General features: G+C 71.9%; 22 protein-coding genes, 1 tRNA gene and 1 pseudogene. 10 read left to right on the top strand and 14 right to left on the bottom strand.

The window, feature by feature from the left end; translation table 11 throughout:
• The first annotated feature begins 55 nt into the window (after window positions 1–55).
• On the top strand, window positions 56–2,284 hold the full coding sequence (locus ACFY3L_RS46145) for a putative bifunctional diguanylate cyclase/phosphodiesterase (RefSeq protein ID WP_389339793.1): 2,229 nt from the start codon (window positions 56–58) through the stop codon (window positions 2,282–2,284).
• A 152-nt stretch (window positions 2,285–2,436) separates the two neighbouring features.
• Here the strand turns inward: ACFY3L_RS46145 and ACFY3L_RS46140 are convergent, their stop codons facing one another.
• Window positions 2,437–3,042 carry a thymidine kinase gene (locus tag ACFY3L_RS46140; protein WP_389339791.1) on the bottom strand — a complete coding sequence of 202 codons (606 nt, stop codon included), beginning with the start codon at window positions 3,040–3,042 and terminating at the stop codon, window positions 2,437–2,439.
• A 510-nt stretch (window positions 3,043–3,552) separates the two neighbouring features.
• Here ACFY3L_RS46140 and ACFY3L_RS46135 point away from each other — a divergent pair.
• The 3 genes and pseudogenes from ACFY3L_RS46135 (at window position 3,553) to ACFY3L_RS46125 (ending at window position 5,561) form a co-directional block, all read left to right on the top strand.
• Entirely contained in the window at window positions 3,553–4,329 is a 777-nt protein-coding gene (locus ACFY3L_RS46135) for a hypothetical protein (RefSeq protein ID WP_389339789.1), read from the top strand.
• A 63-nt stretch (window positions 4,330–4,392) separates the two neighbouring features.
• Window positions 4,393–5,172: a hypothetical protein gene (locus ACFY3L_RS46130; protein ID WP_389339788.1), complete on the top strand. Its 780-nt coding sequence runs from the start codon at window positions 4,393–4,395 to the stop codon at window positions 5,170–5,172.
• Window positions 5,173–5,304: 132 nt separating this feature from the next.
• Window positions 5,305–5,561, top strand: a pseudogene (locus tag ACFY3L_RS46125) (Txe/YoeB family addiction module toxin).
• 239 nt (window positions 5,562–5,800) lie between these two features.
• On the opposite strand, the gene ACFY3L_RS46120 reads toward ACFY3L_RS46125, so the two are convergent.
• Window positions 5,801–5,873 (bottom strand) — tRNA-Ala (locus ACFY3L_RS46120).
• Between the two features lie 72 nt (window positions 5,874–5,945).
• Complete coding sequence (locus ACFY3L_RS46115; protein ID WP_389339786.1) at window positions 5,946–6,500, bottom strand: YqgE/AlgH family protein; 555 nt, start codon at window positions 6,498–6,500, stop codon at window positions 5,946–5,948.
• Window positions 6,501–6,831: 331 nt separating this feature from the next.
• On the opposite strand from ACFY3L_RS46115, the gene ACFY3L_RS46110 reads away from it, so the two are divergent.
• Complete coding sequence (locus ACFY3L_RS46110) at window positions 6,832–7,617, top strand: S-methyl-5'-thioadenosine phosphorylase (RefSeq protein WP_389339784.1); 786 nt, start codon at window positions 6,832–6,834, stop codon at window positions 7,615–7,617.
• Between the two features lie 40 nt (window positions 7,618–7,657).
• Here ACFY3L_RS46110 and ACFY3L_RS46105 read toward each other — a convergent pair whose 3' ends face one another.
• The 4 genes from ACFY3L_RS46105 to ACFY3L_RS46090 form a co-directional block, all read right to left on the bottom strand.
• Window positions 7,658–8,662: a sensor histidine kinase gene (locus ACFY3L_RS46105; protein ID WP_389339782.1), complete on the bottom strand. Its 1,005-nt coding sequence runs from the start codon at window positions 8,660–8,662 to the stop codon at window positions 7,658–7,660.
• Window positions 8,655–9,335, bottom strand: coding sequence for a response regulator transcription factor (locus ACFY3L_RS46100; RefSeq protein WP_389339780.1), 681 nt, complete (start codon window positions 9,333–9,335; stop codon window positions 8,655–8,657). Before ACFY3L_RS46100 ends, ACFY3L_RS46105 begins: the two co-directional genes overlap by 8 nt.
• A gap of 62 nt (window positions 9,336–9,397) precedes the next feature.
• The gene (locus ACFY3L_RS46095) at window positions 9,398–9,793 is read right to left on the bottom strand and encodes a hypothetical protein (protein WP_389339778.1); all 396 of its coding nucleotides are present in this window, start codon (window positions 9,791–9,793) and stop codon (window positions 9,398–9,400) included.
• Between the two features lie 68 nt (window positions 9,794–9,861).
• Window positions 9,862–10,323 (bottom strand): MarR family winged helix-turn-helix transcriptional regulator, encoded by a 462-nt coding sequence (locus ACFY3L_RS46090; protein ID WP_389339777.1) that lies wholly within the window; start codon window positions 10,321–10,323, stop codon window positions 9,862–9,864.
• Between the two features lie 61 nt (window positions 10,324–10,384).
• Here ACFY3L_RS46090 and ACFY3L_RS46085 point away from each other — a divergent pair, with 61 nt between their 5' ends.
• The 3 genes from ACFY3L_RS46085 (at window position 10,385) to ACFY3L_RS46075 (ending at window position 12,997) form a co-directional block, all read left to right on the top strand.
• Entirely contained in the window at window positions 10,385–11,929 is a 1,545-nt protein-coding gene (locus ACFY3L_RS46085) for an MFS transporter (protein ID WP_389339776.1), read from the top strand.
• Between the two features lie 106 nt (window positions 11,930–12,035).
• Window positions 12,036–12,329 carry a hypothetical protein gene (locus ACFY3L_RS46080; RefSeq protein ID WP_389339774.1) on the top strand — a complete coding sequence of 98 codons (294 nt, stop codon included), beginning with the start codon at window positions 12,036–12,038 and terminating at the stop codon, window positions 12,327–12,329.
• Window positions 12,326–12,997 carry a hypothetical protein gene (locus ACFY3L_RS46075; RefSeq protein ID WP_389339772.1) on the top strand — a complete coding sequence of 224 codons (672 nt, stop codon included), beginning with the start codon at window positions 12,326–12,328 and terminating at the stop codon, window positions 12,995–12,997. The genes ACFY3L_RS46080 and ACFY3L_RS46075 overlap by 4 nt, the downstream gene beginning before the upstream one ends.
• A gap of 37 nt (window positions 12,998–13,034) precedes the next feature.
• On the opposite strand, the gene ACFY3L_RS46070 is transcribed toward ACFY3L_RS46075, so the two are convergent.
• From ACFY3L_RS46070 to ACFY3L_RS46055, 4 genes are all read right to left on the bottom strand, one after another.
• The gene (locus tag ACFY3L_RS46070) at window positions 13,035–14,318 is read right to left on the bottom strand and encodes a WD40 repeat domain-containing protein (protein ID WP_389339770.1); all 1,284 of its coding nucleotides are present in this window, start codon (window positions 14,316–14,318) and stop codon (window positions 13,035–13,037) included.
• Complete coding sequence (locus ACFY3L_RS46065; protein WP_389339768.1) at window positions 14,308–14,796, bottom strand: sigma-70 family RNA polymerase sigma factor; 489 nt, start codon at window positions 14,794–14,796, stop codon at window positions 14,308–14,310. Before ACFY3L_RS46065 ends, ACFY3L_RS46070 begins: the two co-directional genes overlap by 11 nt.
• A gap of 42 nt (window positions 14,797–14,838) precedes the next feature.
• Window positions 14,839–15,822: an aldo/keto reductase gene (locus ACFY3L_RS46060; RefSeq protein ID WP_389339766.1), complete on the bottom strand. Its 984-nt coding sequence runs from the start codon at window positions 15,820–15,822 to the stop codon at window positions 14,839–14,841.
• Window positions 15,823–16,321: 499 nt separating this feature from the next.
• Window positions 16,322–16,927, bottom strand: a complete 606-nt coding sequence (locus tag ACFY3L_RS46055; RefSeq protein ID WP_389339764.1) for a pentapeptide repeat-containing protein — start codon at window positions 16,925–16,927, stop codon at window positions 16,322–16,324.
• Between the two features lie 93 nt (window positions 16,928–17,020).
• On the opposite strand from ACFY3L_RS46055, the gene ACFY3L_RS46050 reads away from it, so the two are divergent.
• Window positions 17,021–17,158, top strand: coding sequence for a hypothetical protein (locus ACFY3L_RS46050; RefSeq protein ID WP_389339762.1), 138 nt, complete (start codon window positions 17,021–17,023; stop codon window positions 17,156–17,158).
• 59 nt (window positions 17,159–17,217) lie between these two features.
• Here ACFY3L_RS46050 and ACFY3L_RS46045 read toward each other — a convergent pair whose 3' ends face one another.
• The 3 genes from ACFY3L_RS46045 to ACFY3L_RS46035 form a co-directional block, all read right to left on the bottom strand.
• Entirely contained in the window at window positions 17,218–19,227 is a 2,010-nt protein-coding gene (locus tag ACFY3L_RS46045) for a glycoside hydrolase family 6 protein (protein WP_389339760.1), read from the bottom strand.
• 325 nt (window positions 19,228–19,552) lie between these two features.
• Window positions 19,553–19,837 (bottom strand): hypothetical protein, encoded by a 285-nt coding sequence (locus ACFY3L_RS46040; RefSeq protein ID WP_389339758.1) that lies wholly within the window; start codon window positions 19,835–19,837, stop codon window positions 19,553–19,555.
• 39 nt (window positions 19,838–19,876) lie between these two features.
• Complete coding sequence (locus tag ACFY3L_RS46035) at window positions 19,877–20,218, bottom strand: hypothetical protein (protein ID WP_389339756.1); 342 nt, start codon at window positions 20,216–20,218, stop codon at window positions 19,877–19,879.
• A gap of 298 nt (window positions 20,219–20,516) precedes the next feature.
• Here ACFY3L_RS46035 and ACFY3L_RS46030 point away from each other — a divergent pair, with 298 nt between their 5' ends.
• A complete protein-coding gene (locus ACFY3L_RS46030; RefSeq protein WP_389339754.1) occupies window positions 20,517–21,278 on the top strand; it encodes a hypothetical protein in 762 nt (253 codons plus the stop codon).
• Window positions 21,279–21,307: the final 29 nt, after the last annotated feature.

Raw genomic sequence — 21,307 nt, 5'->3', positions numbered from 1 at the left:
CGTATTATCTAGCAGAGGTCTCAACCGCGGCGGAGGCCCTGCCGATAACCACCGCGTGGAGACTCGGGGCGCCAGGCCGCTGTGGCTTGCCTGGCTGCTGATCGGCGGCCTCGCTGCGGTCGTCTTTCCACTGCTGCCCGAGGGCACCTACGTCGCCAACTTCGGCTTCGAGGCCGTCGGGCTCACCTCGGTCACCATGGTGCTGCTCGGCGTGCGGCGCAACCGGCCGCCGCGGCGGGCGCTGTGGTTCTGGTTCGCCGGCGGCCTCGCCACCTGGGTCCTCGGCGACGTCACCTGGGCCATCTACCAGCACGTGCTGCACCGCAACCCGTTCCCGTCGCTCGCCGACGTGTTCTACCTCGGCGCGTACCCGCCGCTCGCCGCCGGCCTGTGGCTGCTGCTGCGCCGGCACGGCCGCGACATCGCCGGGCTGATCGACGCGTGCATCGCCGCCGCCGGCACCGGCCTGCTCTTCTGGGTGTTCGTGATGCGGCCGGTCGCCGAGCTCGCCGGCGTCTCGCTCCTGCAGCGGCTGATCTCCCTCGCGTACCCGGCCTTCGACGTGCTGCTGCTCGTGCTGCTGGCCAGGATGCTCGCCGGCCGCGCCGCGAAGACGGCGAGCTTCTGGCTGCTGGCGGCCAGCATGACGCTGATGTTCTGCACCGACGTCGCCTACTCGCTGGTGTCGACCTACGACATCCTGGCCGGCGGGGTCCTCGTGGTCGGCTGGCTGCTGTCGTACGTCTGCCTCGGCGCCGCCGCGCTGCACCCGTCGATGCGGGTCATGGACGAGCCGGCCGACGCCGCCGAGACCGCCCTGTCCAACCGCCGGCTCACCGTGCTCGCCGTCAGCTCGCTCATCGCACCCGCGCTGCTGCTGGTGCAGGGCGCGGTGGGTGACGGGCGGATCGACTGGCTCGCCATCGGCACGGTCGCGGTCGTGGTGTTCCTGCTGGTGCTGGTGCGCATCGCCGGCCTCGTCGGCAAGGTGCAGGACCAGGCCGACCAGCTCAGCGACCTGGTCATGCGCGACGACCTGACCGGGCTGCCCAACCGGCGGTTCCTGGAGGAGCTGATCCGCGACGAGCTCGACGCGGGCACCGTGCCGCAGGTCGCGTTCATCGACCTCGACGACTTCAAGCGGATCAACGACGGCCTCGGCCACGCCATCGGCGACCAGCTGCTCGTGGCCGTCGGCAAGCGGCTCGGCGCGGTCCTGCGCCCCGGCGACGTGGTGGCCCGCCTCGGCGGCGACGAGTTCGCGGTCCTCATGCCCGACACCGGCGCCGTGGCCGCCGACGCGATGGTCACCGAGCTCGCCACCGCGCTGCAGGAGCCGGTGTTCGCCGGCGACCAGCACCTGCTCGTGCAGGCCAGCATCGGCGTCGCCGACGGCACCGGCACCCGCGACCCCTTCGAGCTGCTGCGCCGCGCCGACGTCGCGATGTACGCGGCGAAGGAGGACAAAACCCGCCAGCAGCGCTTCAGACCCGAGCTCGACCAGCGGGCCTCGGCGCACGCGCAGCTCGGCGCGCAGCTGCGCGAAGCGCTCGACCAGGGGCAGTTCCAGCTGGTGTACCAGCCGATCGTGGCCCTGCCGCACGGGCAGATCGTCGGCGTGGAGGCGCTCATCCGCTGGCACCATCCGACGCTCGGCTTCATGAGCCCCGCCGACTTCATCCCCGTCGCCGAGCGCAACGGCCAGATCGTCGAGCTCGGCGCCTGGATCCTGCTCGAGGCGTGCTCGCAGGGGGCGGCGTGGATGGCCACCCTCGGCGACGCCGCGCCCGGCAAGGTGTCGGTCAACGTCTCCGCCCGGCAGCTCGCCGAGCCCGACTTCCCGGAGGTGGTCGCGGCAGTACTGGCAGCGACCGGCTTCCCCGCGGACCGGCTGGCGATCGAGGTCACGGAGACGGCCGTCTTCGGTGGCGGGCGCGCGATCGAGGCCTTGGACGCCGTCCACGGGCTGGGCGTGCGGATCGCCCTCGACGACTTCGGCACCGGGCACTCGTCGCTGGGCCTGCTGCAGACCTGCCCGGTCGACATCCTCAAGGTCGACAAGTCCTTCGTCGACGACATCACGATGGCGGGCCGGCACTCGGTGATCGCGACCGCGCTCATCAACGTCAGCAACGGGCTCAACCTCGACGCGATCGCCGAGGGCGTCGAGACGGCGGAGCAGGCGCAGGAGCTCTACCGGCTCGGCTACCGCTTCGCGCAGGGCTACCACTTCGGCCGCCCGGTCGCGCAGCCGTCCTTCGCCCTGGCCTCCGCCGCGGCCTGACGCGCCTCCCGGACGCGACTCTGCCTGGAGTGCTTCTGGCCACCGGCGCGGCCTGGCGTGCCTCCGGGCGCGGCTCTGGCTGGAGTGCTTCTGGCCGTCGGCGCGGCCTGGCGTGCTTCTCGCTTCTTCCCGGGGCCCCGGCGGCCGGCGGGCTACGCGGTGGCGCCCGCGGTCTCCTGCTGGCGGGGCAGGGTCCTGGCGGCCGTCGCCGGCAGGACGACGCAGGTCCTGCAGCGGGCCTCGTAGGTGTACGTGCCGTCGTCGGGCAGCGCGGTCGACGGGGCCAGCTCGCGCAGCATCGGCTCGCCGCGCTCGAGGACCTGCGTGTAGACGGCGCTGAAGCCGCGGCACACGTCGCACACGGCGCGCCGGTAGGTCACCGACGCGGGCCCCAGCTCCAGCAGCGCCCGCACCGGCGCGAACAGCTCACCCCGGTGATCCAGGTCGATCCCGGCGGCGACGACCCTCGTGCCGCGCTCCAGCAGCGTCCGGACGACCGCCATGTCCGACATGGCGAACATGTGCACCTCGTCGATGCCGACCACGTCCACGTCCCCGTCCAGCGCCGAGGCGAGCGAGCTCGCCTTCACGGTCGCCAGGGCGGCCCCGCTGCGCGACACGACCCCGGCGTCACGGACGTGCCGCGCGCTCTGGAACACCCGGTGCCGCACGTCGGTGAACTGCAGCGGCGACAGCAGGCTCACCAGCTCGAGGGACTTGCCACTCTTCATCGGCCCGAGGATGACGGTCAGATCCACGGCGGACAGGCTACCGTCCCGACCGGCGGCACTCGCACACATGTCCGAGATGTCGGCCCTTCAGGTGTGACAGGTCACGGAGCGCGCTCCCATGTTGCGAGCTTCATCCCCGCAGGGCATGTTTGAGTCATGTACGTCGTTGCGCCTACCAGCCGCCTGCGGCGTGGCGTGCGACGACTGGCGGTGGCCCTCTGCGCGGTGATCCTGGGCGCGGGGTTCACGCCCGCGCTGCCCGCGCCCGCCGTGGATCGGGTGGCGCCGCCCGTTGCGGGGCTCGTCCAGGTCGCCTCGGGGGCGGCCGTGCGCTCATCGTCCGTGGCGCTGCCCGCAACCATCAGTTCGACCCCCGAATTTCCGCCGGGCGTCGCGCCGGCTACCGGTACAAATGCCGCCTTTGCAGTTGCTCTTGACGGGGTCACCGTGAGGGCTGTCGCCGGTCGAGCACCGCCCCGCACCTGGGCTTGAGACGCAGTCCCCTCTCGCCGCTCGATCCCCCCTCGAGGTGCATTCATGGACGCCGCTCTGCAGAACCTCGCCCACGGGATGCGCGAGGCCCTCGCGATCTGGGCCGCGCTGCTCGCCGCCGTCGTCATCACGTTCGCCATCCTGACCCTGCTGTCCAAGCGCCAGGAGGCCAGGGCCGGGCGCTCCGGGCCGTCCTGGTGGGCCCGGCTGCGCAAGGCCATCCGGGATCCTGAGGCCGCCCGGGAGCGGCAGCTCGCCCTGGAGCAGAAGAGCGCCGAGGTGCGCGAGCTGCAGCGGTACAGCGACGAGCTGGCCGTCGCGGCGTCCCGGACCTCGGTGATGGCCGCGCGCCGGCGCGAGGAGTGGGAGGCCGCGCAGCGCACGCAGGAGGCGGCGTGGCGGGCGTACGAGGAGAGCGAGAAGGCCGTCCGGCGGCTGGAGCGGGCGCAGGCGTTCCCGCTCACCGAGGACGACCCGGCCACCCGGCGGCAGCACATGGTGCGCATGGTCAACGCGGCGCACCAGCGGGGCGAGCTGTCCGCCGCGCACCTCGCCGACGCCCTCATGCACCGCAACGGCTGGGACCCGACGGAGCACCCGTTCGCGCAGCAGCTGCGGATGCGCCGGATCATCCGGGACCGGCTGTTCCGCGCGTACCAGCAGGCCTCGGCCCTCGAACGGGAGGCCGCCGCGGCCGCGGACCTCGCGGAGTCGTCCAAGCGCAGCCTCGACGACGAGGCGTTCAGCGCGACGCTGCAGGTCCGCTCCGCGCCGCCCCAGGCCTCGCTGCGCTCCTCTTCGGTGCGGTTTCAGCATTCGTGACCTCGGCCTCCGGCACGGGTGGGACGCTTCGTAACAGCGGCGTTACAACCCAGGGGGCCGGTCATGGGCATCGAGCTGTCGATCATCGCGGGGCTCTGCTACGCCTCGTCCAGCGTCAACGCGACCGGGTCCGACCACCATCCGGTCACCGAGGCGGAGACGGAGCTCTTCGGCCTGTCCGGCGAGGCGCTCACCGAAGCCGTCACGGCGTGCCTCGGCGAGCCGCCTGACCTGGCACAGCTCGACGGGTTCCTGCACCGCTCGCACGACTGGGCGCCGGTCACCACGACCCTGGTCGTGCAGAGCGCCTCGGTCACCGGCGTCGGCTCCACACCGGTCAGCGTGCCGCTGACCGGCACCGGCACCCGCCTGACCTGCACCGCCAGCCACCTGTGGTCCCCCGTCGCCGGCGTCAGCCCGACGACGCCGGTCCGCTACGCGATCACGTTCCCCGCCGGCGGCGCCGGCCTCGACTACACCCACGACTGGGGCACCGGCACCGTCGAGTCCGCGAGCGTCGACCTTCCCCCGGGCGACGAGGGCGACGAACTGGTCGCGCTGAGCATGAACCTGGGCGTCCGCGTCGTCTACGACGCCTACCTGTCCGGCGAGGTGGCCGTCCACTACCGCGACGGACACCAGGGCCACCGGTACTGGGCCCTGGACATCGCCACCGTCATGGCCGCCGGCGGCCTGCTCAACGGCCGGCACTTCGCGGAGAACCTGAACATCCGCTACCACGCCAGCACCCGCGTCGTCCACGCCGACGCCGACGGCCACCTGACCACCATCGCCGGCCCCGGCATCCGCACCGGCGCCGACCTCGCCCTGACCGGCGCCTGACCCACCGCCTTACGAGTTCGCGAGTGCCCCCTGTCAGGTGGCACTCTCCCGTTCATCGTCAGCCAGACCGGCGGCCCACAACCGGTACAACACCCGAAAACGCAAGAAGAGCACCCGAGCCCGACTCGACGCGTGAAGCTCAGTTTCACCGACGCCGCTCGGGATGACTATCTCTACTGGCGAACACAGGACCGCAGGACACTCAGACGCGTCAACACGTTGATCGCCGACATCAAACGCGACCCGGACGGCCCGCTATCGGCAGGCCCGAGCTGCTGCGCAACAACCTTGCCGGCCTGCGCTCGCGTCGCATCGACGACGAACACCGCCTGGTCTATGCCGTCGCCCCGAACGAGGTAACGGTCATCTCCTGCCGCTACCGCTACTGACGACAACCGGCAGAGCACGCCGACTACGGTGCCGGGCGCCGGCTCACTCCGTACCGACGCCGCAACGCAACAGGAGCACCAGACCCGACCCGAGCACCCCGAGACGGTCTTGAGGGGGCGTGGGTGGAGCGAAGCTCCCCCAATGGGGAGCACCGGCGGAGCCGGTGCGCGGGGAATGACGACATCACCAACGCGAATCGGCGCCCCCGCCGATGAGCAGGAAGCGCCGATTGATGGAGTGGAGACGAGGGGACTCGAACCCCTGACCCCCACACTGCCAGTGTGGTGCGCTACCAGCTGCGCCACGTCCCCATCTTCGTGCCCCTGTCTTGCGGGCACTCACGGAATAGTACACAACCTTGGAGGGGGTCTCACACCGGGTATCTAGTTCTGCGTCGGGTCGGCCGGGTAGTGGGCGACGGCGGCCATGAGGCCGCCCTGGCGGCGCAGGACCATGTGCCAGAGGTCGTCCGGGCGGGGGGCGAAGGCGTCGCTCGGGAGGGCGTCGAAGACGAACCAGGAGCCGCTCTCGATCTCGCGCTCGAGCTGGCCCGGGGACCAGCCCGCGTAGCCGGCGAAGACGCGGACGCCGACGACGCCGGCGACGAGGAGGTCGGGGTCGCCGGAGAGGTCGACGGTGCCGACGGCGCCCGAGACGCGGTTGAAGCCGGCCAGGTCCTCGACGCCGGGGCGGGTGCGGGCGAGGCAGATCGCGGCCTCGGGCTGCACGGGGCCGCCCTCGAAGACGACGGGTGGCTCGCCGGCCAGGGCGCCCCAGCTGCCGAGGACGTCGGCGACCTGGACCTCGGTGGCACGGTTGAGGACGACGCCGAGGGCGCCGCCTTCCTCGTGGGCGACGACCAGGACGACGGTGCGTTCGAAGTTGGGGTCGCGGAGCGCGGGCGTCGCCACCAGCAGCCGGCCGGTCAACGACTCCATCGCCCTCCCTCGACGCTGTTTCGACGTGCCCCGCCCGCTGCTGGAGCTCCCCCGCCGGGGTGATCCCCTGCCGGTCGGCGCTCCGAACATCCCGCCGGCCGAGTCAGCACCACCCGGAGAACCGGACGAACCGCCACCCGAGGATCCGGACGAGCCGGATTCGCCGGACGAGTCTGACGGACGGAACTGTTCCATCCCACCGAGATCTCCGTATGAAGACATCAGCTCCACCAGCAGACATGACGGGCCGCGCGGTTGAGGACGAGCCGGGGTGCGAGCGTCATGTCTCGCACATTAGCCTGACCCGCCGCCCGCGGTTAGGGTCTGTTGCGTGACCTCACTCGCGGACGTCGCCGTCATCGGCGGTTCAGGGCTGTATGCGCTGCTCGACGACGCCGAAGAACATGTGCTCGACACGCCGTTCGGCGCGCCGTCGGATCCGGTCACGGTGGCGACGGTCGGCGGGCGGCGCACGGCGTTCCTGCCGCGGCACGGCAAGGATCACCGGTTTCCGCCGCACCGGATCCCCTACCGGGCGAACCTGTGGGTGCTGCGGGAGATCGGGGTGCGGCAGGTCCTGGCCCCGTGTGCGGTCGGCGGGCTGCGGCCTGAGCTGGGGCCGGGCACGTTCGTGGTGCCGGATCAGCTGATCGACCGGACCTCGGGGCGGGTGCAGACGTTCTACGACACGGGCGCCGTGCACGTGAACTTCGCCGACCCGTACTGCACCAACGGGCGCGCAGCCGTGAAGAAGGTCGCGGCGGAGCACGGGATCGACACGCACGACGGCACGATGGTGGTCGTCGAAGGGCCACGGTTCTCGACCCGGGCGGAGTCGCGGTGGTACACGGCCATGGGCGGCGCTGTCGTGAACATGACCGGCCACCCGGAGGCCGTCCTGGCCCGGGAGCTGGCGCTGTGCTACACGTCGATCGCGCTGGTCACCGACCTCGACGCGGGGGTCGAGGGTGAGCACGGGGTGACGATGGACGAGGTGTTCGCGGTGTTCGCGGCCAACACCGAGCGGCTGCGGAAGGTGCTGCTGGACGTGGTCCCGGCCCTGCCCGAGCTGCCCGACGACCCGTGCCAGCACGCGCTGGACGGCATGCCCGTCTGAAAAAGCCTTCAGGACGGCGTGCCCGTCTGAAGAAGAGCCTTCAGGGGAACCGCACCACGAAGCGGCACCCGTCGCCCTCGTTGGCGACCGCGACGTCGCCGTGGTGCGCCTCCACCAGGCCGCGGACGATGGCGAGGCCGAGCCCGCCGCCGGCCTCCCGGGTCGGGGTTCTCGCCGCGGTACCGCGGAAGGCCACGTCGAACACGCGCGGCAGATCCGACTCGGGGATGCCGCCGCACGTGTCGCTGACGGCGAGCCAGCCGCCCTTCGTGTCCTGGCCGCCGGTGACGGCCACGGTCCCGTCTGGCGGCGTGTACCGGATGGCGTTGCGGATGAGGTTGTCGACCACGCGGGACAGCTCCGGGACGGACCCCTGGACGGTCGGCCACCCGCTCGACGACGCGGTGAGGTGGATCCCGGCGGCCGCCGCGAGGGGCGTCGCGGTGGCGATCGCGTCGGAGACCACGTCGCCGAGGGGCACCTCGGACAGGGTCAGCTGCAGCGCGCCGGCGTTGATCCGGGAGAGCTCGAAGAGGTCGTCGACGAGCGCGGCCATCCGGTCGGTCTCGGCGCTGATGCGACGGTGGTAGTCGGCGACGGTCGACGGGTCGGAGACGACGCCGTCCTCCAGGGCCTCGGCCATGGCGCGCAGCCCCGCGAGGGGCGTCCGCAGGTCGTGCGAGACCCAGGCGACCAGTTCGCGGCGCCGGGCCTCGGCCGCCCGCTCCCGCTCCCGTGCCTCGGCGGCCCACATGCTGGCCCTGGCGAGCCGCCCGCCGGCCCAGAGCCCGGCGGCGAGGCTGACGGTGGCGGCGGTGCCGACGACGATGAGCAGCACGTGCAGGTCGTGGTCGGAGATGAACATCTCCATGGAGGCGCCGACGATGCCGGCGAGCACGCTCAGGACGGTGACGAGCAGCAGCACCACGATGTGCGCGGTCACGGAGCGTCCCCGCAGCGGCCCGCGCAGGACGAGCAGCCCGGCGACGGCGACGGCCAGCGAGCCGCCGAGGGCCATCAGGAACGTGATGAGGACGTCACGCATATTCGTACCGGTAGCCGACGCCCCACACGGTGAGGATGCGCCGCGGCTCGGCCGGGTCGTCCTCGACCTTCTCCCGGAGGCGTCGCATGTGGACGGTGACAGTCGACTGGTCGCCGAAGGTCCAGCCCCACACCTGCTGAAGCAGCTCGGCGCGGCGCAGGACCCGGCCGGGGTTGCGCATCAGGAACACCAGCAGGTCGAACTCGCGCACGGTCAGCGCCAGCGGCTCGCCGCGCAGCGTGGCGGTCCGCCGCGCGGCGTCGACCCGCAGCTGCCCGTCGACCAGCGTCTCCTCGACCGGGGCCGGGGCAGCCCGGCGCAGCACGGACTGGACCCGCAGGACCAGCTCGCGGGGTGAGAACGGCTTGGTGACGTAGTCGTCGGCGCCCAGCTCCAGGCCGAGGACGCGGTCGGACTCCTCGCCGAGGGCGGTCAGCATGATGACCGGCAGCGTGCGGTCCTGCGCGCGCAGGCGCCGGCAGACCTCGAGCCCGTCGATGCCGGGCAGCATGAGGTCGAGCACGACGAGGTCCGGGCGTTCGGCGTCGTACGAGTCGAGCGCCTGCCGCCCGTCACCGGCGAGCGCGACGGTGAACCCTTCCCGCTCCAGGTAACGCCGCACCACGTCGCTGACGGTCGGGTCGTCGTCGACGACCAGCACACGCTGCCCCATCACCCGAGCCTAGAGCGCCCGGGAAGGCCTTCGACATCCACGAGCGAGCCGTAAGCGAACCGTCAGGTCTCCCCGCCCAGGTCGGTCTCGTACGCCTCGTGCAGCAGGTCGGCGCCGCGCTGCCGGTGCTGCCAGACCTCCTTGATCAGCCGGGCCGCTTCCTGGCAGACCACCTCGTGGCGGACACGGCCCGCACCGAGGTGGTCCTCCAGGTCGTCCAGGGCCTCCCAGACGGTCTCGTGCTCGCCGACGAGCCCGTAGAGTCCCCGCGCGAGCCGGGGTGCGTCGCCGAGGACGCCGGCGTAGAGCCCGGACGGGCCCTCGGTCTCCCGGACGTGGTCGGCGAACGCCGCCTTGAGTTGCGCGACGGCCTGACTGACCGCCGGGTGCCAGGCCGGGTCACCGGCCGGCGTCTGTATCGCGTGCTCCACTCGTTGAATGCCACCGAGCAGTTCCATGGGGACGCACCTCCGCCGCGGTTACGTCAGTCCCTCCATGGTGTGACTTGGAACACAAAATGTCCAGGTTACAGCGTCGAAATCTCCTCATTCGACCCGGATGAAGCGCCGGATGAAGCGCCGGCCATCCGGTGCAGCCACGCGGAGACCACGGCCAGATCGGCCTCACTGAACCCGGCCGAGAGGCGGGCCTCGACGGCCCGCACGGTCGGCAGCGCGGCCTCCAGCCGCTCCAGCCCGAGCGGGGTCAGCATGATCTGCTGCGAGCGCCGGTCGGTGGGGTGCTGGCGCCGCTCGACCAGGCCGGCGCGCTCCAGGCCACCGAGCATCTCGTTGGCCGACTGGCGGGCGGTGGACACCTTGCGGGCGACGTCGGCGACCGACATGCCCGGCGACTCCCGCAGCAGGAGCAGCGAGGCGAACTGTGCGACCGAGAGGTCGTGCTCTACGAGGGCGTCGGCGACCACGCCGCGCAGGCTCAGCCACGCGTGCCGGACGAGAAACGTGGAGCAGGCTTCGTCGGTACTCACGGGACCATTGTGCGCCGCGCCAGCATTGACAGGAACCTGACGTTATTGCCACAGTGAGACCATGACCGTCAGGGACCTGTCAATCAACGTACCGCGTCGCGTGCTGTCGGTGCTCGTCTTCGCCGCCGTCCTGATCTGGATCGACACGACCATCCTCGGCATCGCCCTCGAACGCATCGCCGACCCGCGGACCGGTCTCGGCGCGACCCCCGGCGAGCTGCAGTGGGCCGTCGGCTCGTACGCGCTGCTCTTCGCCACCGCACTGTTCGCCGCCGGCGCGCTCGGCGACCGCTACGGGCACCGCACGATCCTCGTCGCCGGCCTGGCGATCTTCGGGGGTGCCTCGGTCTGGGCCGCCTGGGCGGGCGACGCGACCGGCCTGATCCTGGCCCGCGGCCTGATGGGGCTCGGCGGGGCGATGATGATGCCGACCTCGATGGCGATCATCGGCGCGACGTTCCCGGCCGAGCGGCGCGCCGGCGCGATCGCGGCCTGGTCGGCGTCCAGCGGCGTCGGCGTCGCGCTCGGCCCGCTGCTCGGCGGCGTGCTCGTCGACCACTTCTGGTGGGGGTCGGTGTTCCTGGTCAACCTGCCCGTCGTCGCGATCGCCCTCGCCGGTGTGCTGCTGTTCGTGCCCAACCCGAAGCTCGCGCAGCGGCGCCGCCCCGACCCGCTCGGCCTGGTGCTGTCCACCGGCGGCCTCGCGCTGCTGGCGTACGGGCTGATCGAGGCCGGCCAGGACACCGACTGGACCCGCTGGCAGGTGTGGGCGACCACGCTCGGCGGCGTGGTGGTGCTCGCGCTGTTCACGGTCGTGGAGTGGCGCTCGGCGGAGCCGTCGTTCGACCCGCGCCTGTTCCGCAACGGTCGCTTCAGCGCCGGCAACGTCGCCCTCGCCACGCTGTTCTTCGGCATCACCGGCCAGATGTTCTACGGCAACTTCTACCTGCAGGGCGCCCGCGGCATGTCGGCCCTGGAGACCGGCCTGGCGTTCCTGCCGGGCGCGGTCGGGGTCGCCGCCGGCTCCGGCATCGGCGCGCGGCTGGCGAAGCGCTTCGGCACCGGTCCGGTCAGCGGCCTCGCACTGCTGGTGGTGGCCGCCGGCTTCCTGGCCAACCTCACGTTCGACCTGGACACGCCGCTGCTGTGGTTCTGCGCCGTCGGGTTCGTCAGCGGGATCGCGATGGGCATGGTCATCGCGCCGACCGTCGCCGCGGTCATCGCGGTGCTGCCGCTGGACCGGATGGGCGCCGGCTCGGCGGTCAACAACACCGTCCGGCAGGTCGGCAGCGTCCTGGGCATCGCGCTGCTCGGCACGATCCTCGCGAGCACCTACCGCGACCGGATCGGGCCCGCCCTCGCCGGCCTGCCGCCGTCGGTCCGGGACAGCGCCGCGCCGTCGGCCGAGCACACCCGCGCGGTCGCCGACCAGCTGCACCGGGCCGACCTGGCCGCCGCGGCCGACGGCGCGTTCGTGACCGCGATGCACGTCACGGCCGTCACCGGCGCTCTCGTCGCGTTCGCGGGTGGTGTACTGCTGCTGCTGGCATTCCGCGTTCGCCGGTCCACTGTGGAAGATCAACGGGTCTTGTCACCGACGGGTTGAGGCCCGACGATGGCCCTATGACCGCACGCCAGGGGGTTGCGGCCGCACTCATGCTGGCCGGGGCTTGGCGATCGCATCGGGCCACCCATTCTTGCTGGTGGTCGTCGTGGCGGCCCTGCCGGCGGCCCTCGTGATCACCGTCCTGGATGCGGGGCCGGGTCCGACGACGGTCGCCGAGCCGGGCCACGGCCGGTTCACCGTCGTGGTGTACGACCGCGGCCACCGCACCTACGTCCTGCGCACCACCGGCCCGCTCGGCCGCGAGGGCCGCACCGACGTGGCGGGCACCGCCGCCCGCGGCGTGCAGGTGCGGGCCGTGCGGTTCCCGGACGGCCGGCAGGTCGGCGTCTCCCCCGGCAGCCTCCGGCCGGCCAGGGTCCTGGACCGGTGCACCCGATGACGCGCCGCTGGGCCGCCCTCGTCCTCACCGCCCTCAGCGCCGCGACGCTCGTGACCGTCTCGGCGGGCCTGCTGACCGCGTCGGTCGCGCCGTGGCGCTTCGTGCTGTTCATCCCCTTCGAACGCCCCGCCGGCTGGATTCCGGTGGCCGTGGCCGCCGGCGCCGGGCTCGCGACGGCCGGATGGCTCGGCCTGCGCGACCCCACCGCCAGGAGGGCCGTCACGGGCTTCGGCACGGTCGCCGTGCTCCTGACGATGTGCGCCGGCGCCGCCGCCAACGTCGGCAGCGTCCTGGCCGGCGACCCGGCGCAGGCCCCGGTGAAGCGGGTCGCGGCGACCGCAGGCGGCGGCCTGGAACTCGTCGCGCACCTGGCGGACCAGCGGCACTACCGGCTGCGCACCACCGGCCTGTTCGGCCGCGAGGGCACCACCGACGTCGCCTGCACGGCCCACCAGTCGGAGCAGGAGCGCGCCGACGTCGAGGCCCCGCCGGACGGCACCCACTCGCCGATGATGCCGGCGGTGCGGGTGGACTCGGCCAGGTTCACCGACGCCACGCACCTGGAACTGACCACCACCGACGGCCGCACATGGACGGTCCGCGTCGACGGCGTCAACCCGGACCGCACCCTCGACTGGTGCGGCCGCCGCTCCGACGAGCCCCGCTGACCCGTCGCACCGGCGAGCCGGCCTTCGGGGACCGAGGTCACCCGGTGGACCGCTTCCGGGACCACAGCAGCCAGCCGAGGCCGACGGCGGCGAGGGCGGCCGCGGCGGTGGTGAGGCGGAGCCAGACCGGCCACGGGCCGCGGTCGGGGTCGCCGCCCGGGGCGACCCGCGCCGCCGGCAGCAGCGTGGTGGCGGCCTGCAGGTCGTAGGTGGTGGAGCCGTCGGCGGTGGTCAGCGGGCGCAGGTCCGGCCCGCTGACCGTCCGGTGCTCGGTGGCGCCGCCCTGGGTGACCAGCGGCCGGTCCGCCGCCGCCCAGCCGACCAGCGCGATCTGCTCCTTCGTGACGATCGGCGCGGGCGGTGCGCCCGGGTCACGCAAGTCGGTGCGCAGGAAGCTGATCGTGCAGTCGAGCTTGCCCACGCCGGCGTTGTCGGCGACGGCGAGCCATCGGCCGTCCGGTGACCACGCGGCCTGCCCGGCGATCAGCACGCCGAAGCCGGCGGGGGCGAGTTCGGTGACGACCTCACCGCCGGCGAGGTCGAGAATGCGGATCGCCCGCCGGGGCTCGACCTCGGTATCGGGCGTGCCCTGGACGGCGAGCCGCCGGCCGTCGGGCGAGAACGCGGCGGCCGTCGCGGGCGACGCCAGCCTGGTGGAGGTGCCGGTCGTGAGGTCGAGGACCGCCGATTCGGTGTCGCCCACGGTGTACGCGAGGCGGGTCCCGTCAGGTGACCAGGCCAGCGGCTGGACCGTCCCGGCGCCGACGGCCGCGCTGGTGGAGGTCACGCCGGCGCGCAGGTCGACGACGGCGACGTCGGCGGCGGACCCGGTGCTGCCGACCGCGACCCGCGTGCCGTCGGGGGCGAGCAGCGCCGGTGCGTCCTGCCAGGTGCCGAGCTCGGCGGGGCCGCCGCGCCGTTCGGCCTCGTCGAGCCGGCGGTACGTGTGCCCGTCGGCGCTCAACACGACCGTCTGCAGGGTGTGCAGCCGGCGTGGGCCGCCGCTGCCCTGCACGTACATGAGGAGCGCGGGGCCTGGAGGCGCCTCGGACACCGGGGCGGTCAGCAGCGACAGGCCCGCGAGGCGGGTCGGCAGGACCGTCCCGCCGGTGGGCGTCGCCGGCTGCGCCAGCAGCCCCGGACCGAGCGCCGCTGCTGTCAGTACACCCAGAACCCCGGCGGCACTGAGCAACGGACGCCACCGGCCCGGTCTGGTCGTGGCCCGCGCCATGAGCGCGGCGGGGTCCGGCGGGTCGACGGGGACGGCGTCGGCGAGGGACCGGACGGCCGCGCCGATGCGGGCCTGCGGGTCAGGCGACATCGAGGTCCTCCTTGATCGCGGTCAGCGCCCGGTGCAGCAGCGACTTGACCGTGCCCGGGCGGCAGCCGAGCGCGGCGGCGATCTGCGCCTCCGGCAGGTCGAGGTAGAACCGCAGGAAGACGGCCGCCCGCTGCCGCGGCGAGAGCTTCCGCAGCGCGACGCGGACGACCTGGGCGTCGCCGTCCTCGCCCCGCTCGATCGGCTCGAACGCGAGGGCGTGGCGACGCTCCAGCCGGCGGCGGCGCACCCACGACGTGCACCGCGACACCACCGCCCGGCGCAGGAACGGCACCGGCTCGCGGACCTGGTCGCCGCGGCGGAACCATTCGATGAACGCCTCCTGCGCGACGTCCTCGGCCGCGGCGAGGCTGCCCGTCGTCAGGTACGCCAGCCGGACGAGCGCGGGGTAGTGCGCGGCGTACACCTCCCGGAAGGCCTCCTGGTCGAGGCCCTCCGGGGCGGGGTCGTCAGTCACCACGGTCACATCGTGCAGGCGCACGAGGTGCCGGATCGGTTCCGGCTACCTTCCCATGAGTTTCTCGACGTCGGCGAGCTCCGACGCGGTGAGCGGCCCGTGGGCGAGCGCACCGGCGTTCTCCTCGACCTGCGCGACGGTGCGGCAGCCCGGGATCGGCACGGTCCGGCCGCTGTACGCCCACAGCCACGCGAGCGCGCCCTGCGCGAGGGTCCGGCCGCCGGACGTCAGGACGTCACGGACCGCGTCGATCCTGTCCAGGAACTCCGCCGCCGGCCGCCCGCCGGTGAAGTAGGTCATCCACTCGGGGCTGAGCCCGCGGACGTCGTCCTCCGGCAGCTTCGACTCGGCGGTGTACTTGCCGCTGAGCAGCCCCATCGCGAGCGGTCCACGGATGATCACGCCGAGGTCGTGCTGGTCGGCGACGGGGATCACGCCGAAGGAGCCCCGCAGCACCGAAAGGTCCGCCTGGACCGTGGCGCAGTGCACGCCGGCCTCGGCGAACGCGGCCGCCCGCTCCGGGAAGTCGGTGCTCCACCCGTACGCGCGGATCAGGCCCTGCTCGACGAGCGCTTCGAGGGCCGGGATCAGGTCCAGCGCCCGCGGGATCGGCAGGTCGTTGATGTGCAGCTGGTACAGGTCGATGTGGTCGGTGCCGAGCCGCCGCAGCGACGCCCGGACGGCCCGCGCGACCTCCTCCGGCGAACCGTCGTCGGGCCCGACCCGGCGGGTCTGCTCGTCGAACGTGCCGCCGAACTTCGTGGCGATGACCGCTTGGTCCCGCCTTCCTTCCAGGGCCTTGGCCAGGACCTTCTCACTGTGCCCGGCGCCGTAGACGTTGGCGGTGTCGAAGAACGTGACGCCCAGGTCGAGCGCCCGGCGGATCGCCCGGATCGACTCGTCGTCGTCGACCTCACCCCAGCCGAGCGGCTGGTCCCCGGCCCAGAACGGCCCACCGATCGCCCAGCAGCCGATCCCCAGCGCGCTGACCTCGATGCCGCTGCGGCCCAGTCTCCTCGTTTCCGTCATGGTCGTCAGGCTGCCAGCTGGAGCGCGCTCCAGGTCAACTCGTGCGACTCAGGGACTTCAGCCGGCGGTACAGACGGGTAAGGACGACGCCACGCTGGGCCAGACCGCGCCGCAACCGGACCGCGCCAAGCCCAGCCCCAGCCGCGCCGGGCCAGAGCGCACCACGACGAACCGGCCCACGCCGAACCAGCGGCACCCGAACGACACCGCCACACCGAACCACCCCACCGCGACGGAACCCCACCACACCTCGCCGTACGGAGCCGCGCCGCATCCGAACCACGCGACGCCGAACCACGCGACGCCGAACCACGCGACGCCGCACCACGCGACGCCGCACCACGCCGGGCCGGACGGGGCTGGGCCGCGACAGGCCAAGCCGCGACAGGCCGCGCCGAAGCCGAACCACGCCACCGCGGGCGGCGCTGCGCCAGGCCCGCCGGAACAAGACCGAAGCGCGCTGGGTCCGCCAGGAGGTGGTTGCGAGCAGCTGGTGGGGTCAGGCGGGGCGGACGTCGAGGCCTAAGGCGACCGCGATCATCGCCGCCTGGTCGGTCGTGATGATGGCGTTGCGGAGCTCGGTGGTCAGGGGGTCGAGGCCGGACAGGTCGCTGCCGCGCAGGTCGCAGCGGGTGAGGTCGGCCTTCTGGAGGGCGGCGCCGGAGAGGTCGACGTCGCGGAAGGTGGCGCCCTCACAGCGGGCGGCGGTCAGGTCGGCCTCGCGCATGCGGACACCGGTGAACTCGACGCTGCTGAGCTTCGCGGCGGGCAGGGAGACGAACGACCAGTCGCCCTCCTCGACCTTCAGCAGCTCGAAGGTGCAGCGGTCGAAGGCGCTGCCGACCAGCTTGCAGCGGGTGAAGGTGGCGTCGAAGAAGTTGCAGCCGACGAACGTGCAGTTGAGGAACGCGACGTCGGTCTGCGTGGAGCAGTTGAACCTGACGTTGGTGAACGTGCACTCGGTGAAGACCGACCGCTCGTTGGTCGCCTCGCACATGTCGACGTCGACGAACGCGACCCCCGAGTGCTCCAGCCCGACGGCGTGGTGGTCGGTCCAGTCGTCGTCGTAGATCGTGGTGTGGGTCAGTGGGCGCCGCTCAGCCATGCCCCAGCTTCTCACCCGGGTACGACAAAAATCCCGTCCACGAGCAGTGCGACGAACGCGACGACGGCGATCACCGTGCGAACCGCGTGCAGGGTGAGCCAGCGGTCGCGGGTGGCCGTCCAGCCGGCGGGCGGGCTGACGTCGTTCGAGGTGTACGACCAGCTCACCGCCACCTGCGGCTGGACCGGCGACGACTACCGCGACTGGCTCACCACCACCCTCCTGCCTTGAGTCAGGACCGCGGACACGGCGAAGGGCCCCCGCCGTGACGGGGGCCCTTCTGGGAGGAACTAGAGCGCCGGGTAGGCGTTCTGCATCAGCTGCTGGAACTGGGCGGAGAACCACGCGCCGGAGACCGGGGCGTTGGGCAGGGCGCCGCTCATGCTGTTGCCGTTGCGGCCGTTACCGGTGTAGGTCGGGTCGCACATCCCGTCGAAGCCCTTGCCGCCCGGGTTGTTCGGGCCGGTCGGGATCAGGGAGCTGGAGCCGTCGGACTCGCCCGGGGGCTTGATCCAGACGTAGGCGTCGATACCGGCGGCCGGGGTCGCCCGCGGACGCTCGCCGAGGCCGGCACCGGACTGGTTGCACCAGTTACCGGCGTGGATGCGGCGGTCGACACGCGACGCGTTGACCCAGGTGTTCATGTCGGTCGACGTGCTCGCCGCGGTCGGACGGGCGGAGCCGCCCCAGCCGTTGCGGGACGTGTCGATCAGCATGCCGATGTTGCTGTTGAAGCCGAGCGAGACCAGCTTCGTGCGGAAGGCCTGCGCGAAGGAGAGCTCGTCGGTGTAGTAGTTCCAGTCGACCCACTTGGACTGCCGGACCGACTGGCCGCCGACGGTGGCGTTGATGGTCACGAACGGCTCGACCAGCGCCGAGTAGTTCGCGGTGTTGGTGATGAAGCCGTCGACGGTGGCGAAGCCGCCGGTGGCACCCTGCGCCACGGTGGCGAAGAGCTGCGCGGCGGGGCCGAAGTTGCTGTCCCAGCCGAGCCAGCCGTGGTGCGCGGCGTCGATGTAGTTGTAGGTGTTCGTGCCCGCGGCGTGCAGCTTGCTCAGGGCGTACTGGATGCCCGTCGAGTAGTTGCCGTTGGCCTTCATCGTCGCGCAGGCCGCGGTCGCGCCGGCCTCGCCGCCCGCGTTGGTGACGATGTTGGGCAGCGAGTCGATCTCGACGATGTTGACGATCCGGATCGACTTGTACTTCGGGTCGGCCTCGATCTCGGCGATCGGGTCGATGTACTCGGTCTTGTAGCGGTCGATCTCTGTCGGGCCGAGCTCGCCGTTGGAGGCCAGCGCGGCGCAGTCACGGCCGGGCAGGTTGTAGATGACGAACTGCGCGAGCGTGGCGCCCTGGGCGAGGGCGTTGTCGAGGTGCTTGCGCATGCTCGTCGTGTACCCGGAGCCCGCCGGTGCGGTGATGGCGGCGATCGTGTCCAGCCAGACGCCGGTCGGCTGGTTGGAGACCCGGCTGCCACCGGGCTCGGCGGCGGCCTTGGCGGACCAGTCCGGGTTCACGTAGACCTTGGCGCCGACGTACGGGTTGTCGACGTGGCTCGGGTCGGTGCCACCGCCGGTGACGGTGATCGGCACCGCGGTGCTGGTGGTCGACAGGTTCGCCGCGTTGTACGCCTTGGCGGTCAGCGAGTACGAGCCGGCGGCGACGTTGGTCCAGCTGTAGGTGTACGGCGCGCTGGTGTCGGTGCCGAGCAGCGTCGAGCCGTTGTAGAACTCGACCTTGCTAATCGTGCTGCCGGAGGAGGTCGCGTTCGCGGCCAGGCCCACCGTGGCGGGTGCGGTGAACGAGGAGCCGGACGACGGGCTGGTCAGCGACACGACCGGGGCGGTCGGGTTCTGCGACTGGGACTGCGACTGCGACGGCGACGGGCTGGTCGGGTTGCCCGTGCACGCCACGCCGTTCACCGTGAAGTTGGTGCCGGCCGGGTTGGCGCCGCTCCAGTTGCCGTTGAACCCGAACGAGATGACCCCGCCGGTGGCGACGGTGCCGTTGTAGCTCAGGTTCGTGGCGCTGACGTGCGTGCCCGTCTGCGTCTTGTTGGCGTTCCAGATCTGCGAAATGGTCTGGGACGCGTTGCCGAAGTCCCAGCCGACGTTCCAGCTGGTGAGCTGGTCGCCAAGGTTCGTGACATCGACCTGGGCCCCGAAACCGCCGGGCCACTGGTTGGTGATCGTGTACTTGGCCGAACATCCGGCCGCCGCGAACGCCTGATTGGCGATCACAACGGTACCCCCGGTCGCCACGACCGCGGCGGCCGATATGAGGGCGAGCTTGCGCCTCATCGAGTCTCCTTACTTGGTGTTGCGGCTGATGCGACACACGGTCCGCACCGGCCCAGTACCCCGTCAAGGCGGTCGATCGCGAGGGGGCCGTCCACCTCGTGCGGAATCGGGAAGAGGCCTGAAACTTTCGCCGTGAACCCCCCGCCGACCAGCCTCTACACGGTCGGCGACGGGTGGCGGATGATCGTCCCCGGGCGACCGGCGGCGCGTCGTGGAGCCCTCGGCGGATCGGTATCCGCCAGAACACTCCGCCCCATGAATGCCGCACGCGACCTGTGTGCCGCCCCGTTCGACCACTCCAGGAAATCGTCGCGCGCTCAGATTTTCAATCCGTTTTCATCGATGTGAAATCGTTGCGTGAATGCTGAATTGGCGATGCTGGCGGTACAGGTGCGTCGAATCGGACCCGAAAGCTCGGGGCAGCACCGATGTCCCCTGCGGACACGCCTGGACAAGGCTCGGCGGCATGGAAAACAGAACGCCTGCCCCGCAGCTCTTCCTGAAGGGCGTAGTCGATGTCGAAGTACCGCACCGCCGTCCGTCCGGCCCGCTCCACCCGCAGACGCCGCTCGGCGCGGGTACGGACGAACAACTCCGTCGGATCAAGCATCGCAACATCGCCGGAACGCGACCCCACGGCAAGCTCGATTCATGCCGGACCTTGCAGGTAGCTGGTCACCGCGGATGAGAAGACCCCGGCGGGCAGCGTCGGCGGCGGGCTCGTCGATGGCGGCTCGGGCAGTGCGGCCAGCCCTGCGGTGAACGTCCCACGGCGCCGCGCCGCCGACGACTGGCCCGCCACGGTGAGCCAGTACCGGTCGGCGGCGACGTCGAACTCGACCAGCCCAGCCGCGGCCAGCCGGCCAAGCCCCGCCAGGAACTCGTCCTCCCGCGGAATCGCATGGTTGAGGTAGTCAGCAGCGGCGATCACCGCACGCAACGACGACCCACCAACCGAATCCACCCCGCCGATCGACCGCAGGATCCACACGTCCGAGAGTGTCCAGCTTGCTTCCAACGCGTTCTCCCAGTTGCCGTGGGGGCAGATGGATCACAAAGAAGGCCGAAGGCCACCAACGGCAACGTACGTGACGAACCGATTCGGTGGACGAGACCCTGCCCAGCGCCTCGCTGCAGCTGGGCCGGTACCGGCACGTCGCATCTCGGGCCTCGATGCGTGGCGGCGGCAAGGTACGGTATGCGCGCCGTCGGCGGATCGAGAAGTCCGATCGCCCTGCGGCGTCCTCATCCGCACCACGAGTCGCATCCGCAAGGAGGCCGGGCACGCTGTGGACCACCAGATCCTGTACGTCCCCGGCGTTCTCCTCGGCAACGGTGTCGGGTGCCTGCTGGCCGTGTTCTGCCTGGTCCGGATGACCGACCAGCGGCGGACGGTGCGCAGCCGTCTCCTGCTGGTGCTGGCGGCGTCGTGGGCGCTGGTCGAGACCGCCCGCGACGACATGCTCTTCGTCGCCGCCACCGCCATCCACATGAGCGACTACCAGGTCCACTTCTTCCTGGCCCCGAGCATGATCCTGACCGTGCTCGCGGTGGCGTTCACGACCAGCGTCCTGTGGCTGGTCGCCAAGCACCCTCATCCAGTGTGGACGGCCGGCGCCGGAACGGCGGTCGGTCTGCTGCTGGGCGCGATGAGCCTGCAGGCGGCACTCGCCGGGCGCACCGGATCGGCCTTGTCGATCGACATCACCGACTCCCTGGTGATCACCGCCGGGCTCGGCGTCGCGACCGGCGTCTCGGTGTGGCTGGGAACCGGCGCCACTCGCCGGTCCGCCATCGCGACCGCCGTCACGCTGCTGACAATCTGTTTGACGATCGCGCAGTACCGGATCGCCGACGTGGTGACGACGGACCCCTCCATCCCGGTCGACAGCGACGCCGGGATCGACCCGATCCACCTGAGCGTGTTCACCGCGGTGGCATTCGGAGTCCGAGCCATCGCCCTCACCGTCATGAGCATCATCGAAGAGAGCCGCCCGGAGCTCTCACCGGAGCAGGAGCAGGACCAGGTCGGCCTCCGCGACCGGAACTGACCGAACGGGAACACACCGCCTTGAGGTGC

The sequence above is a fragment of the Dactylosporangium sp. NPDC000521 genome (genome assembly GCF_042898305.1).
In the GTDB taxonomy this organism is placed as follows: Bacteria; Actinomycetota; Actinomycetes; order Mycobacteriales; family Micromonosporaceae; genus Dactylosporangium.
Note: the sequence above shows the minus strand (reverse complement) of the source record. Positions and strands in the feature narration are given on the sequence as shown.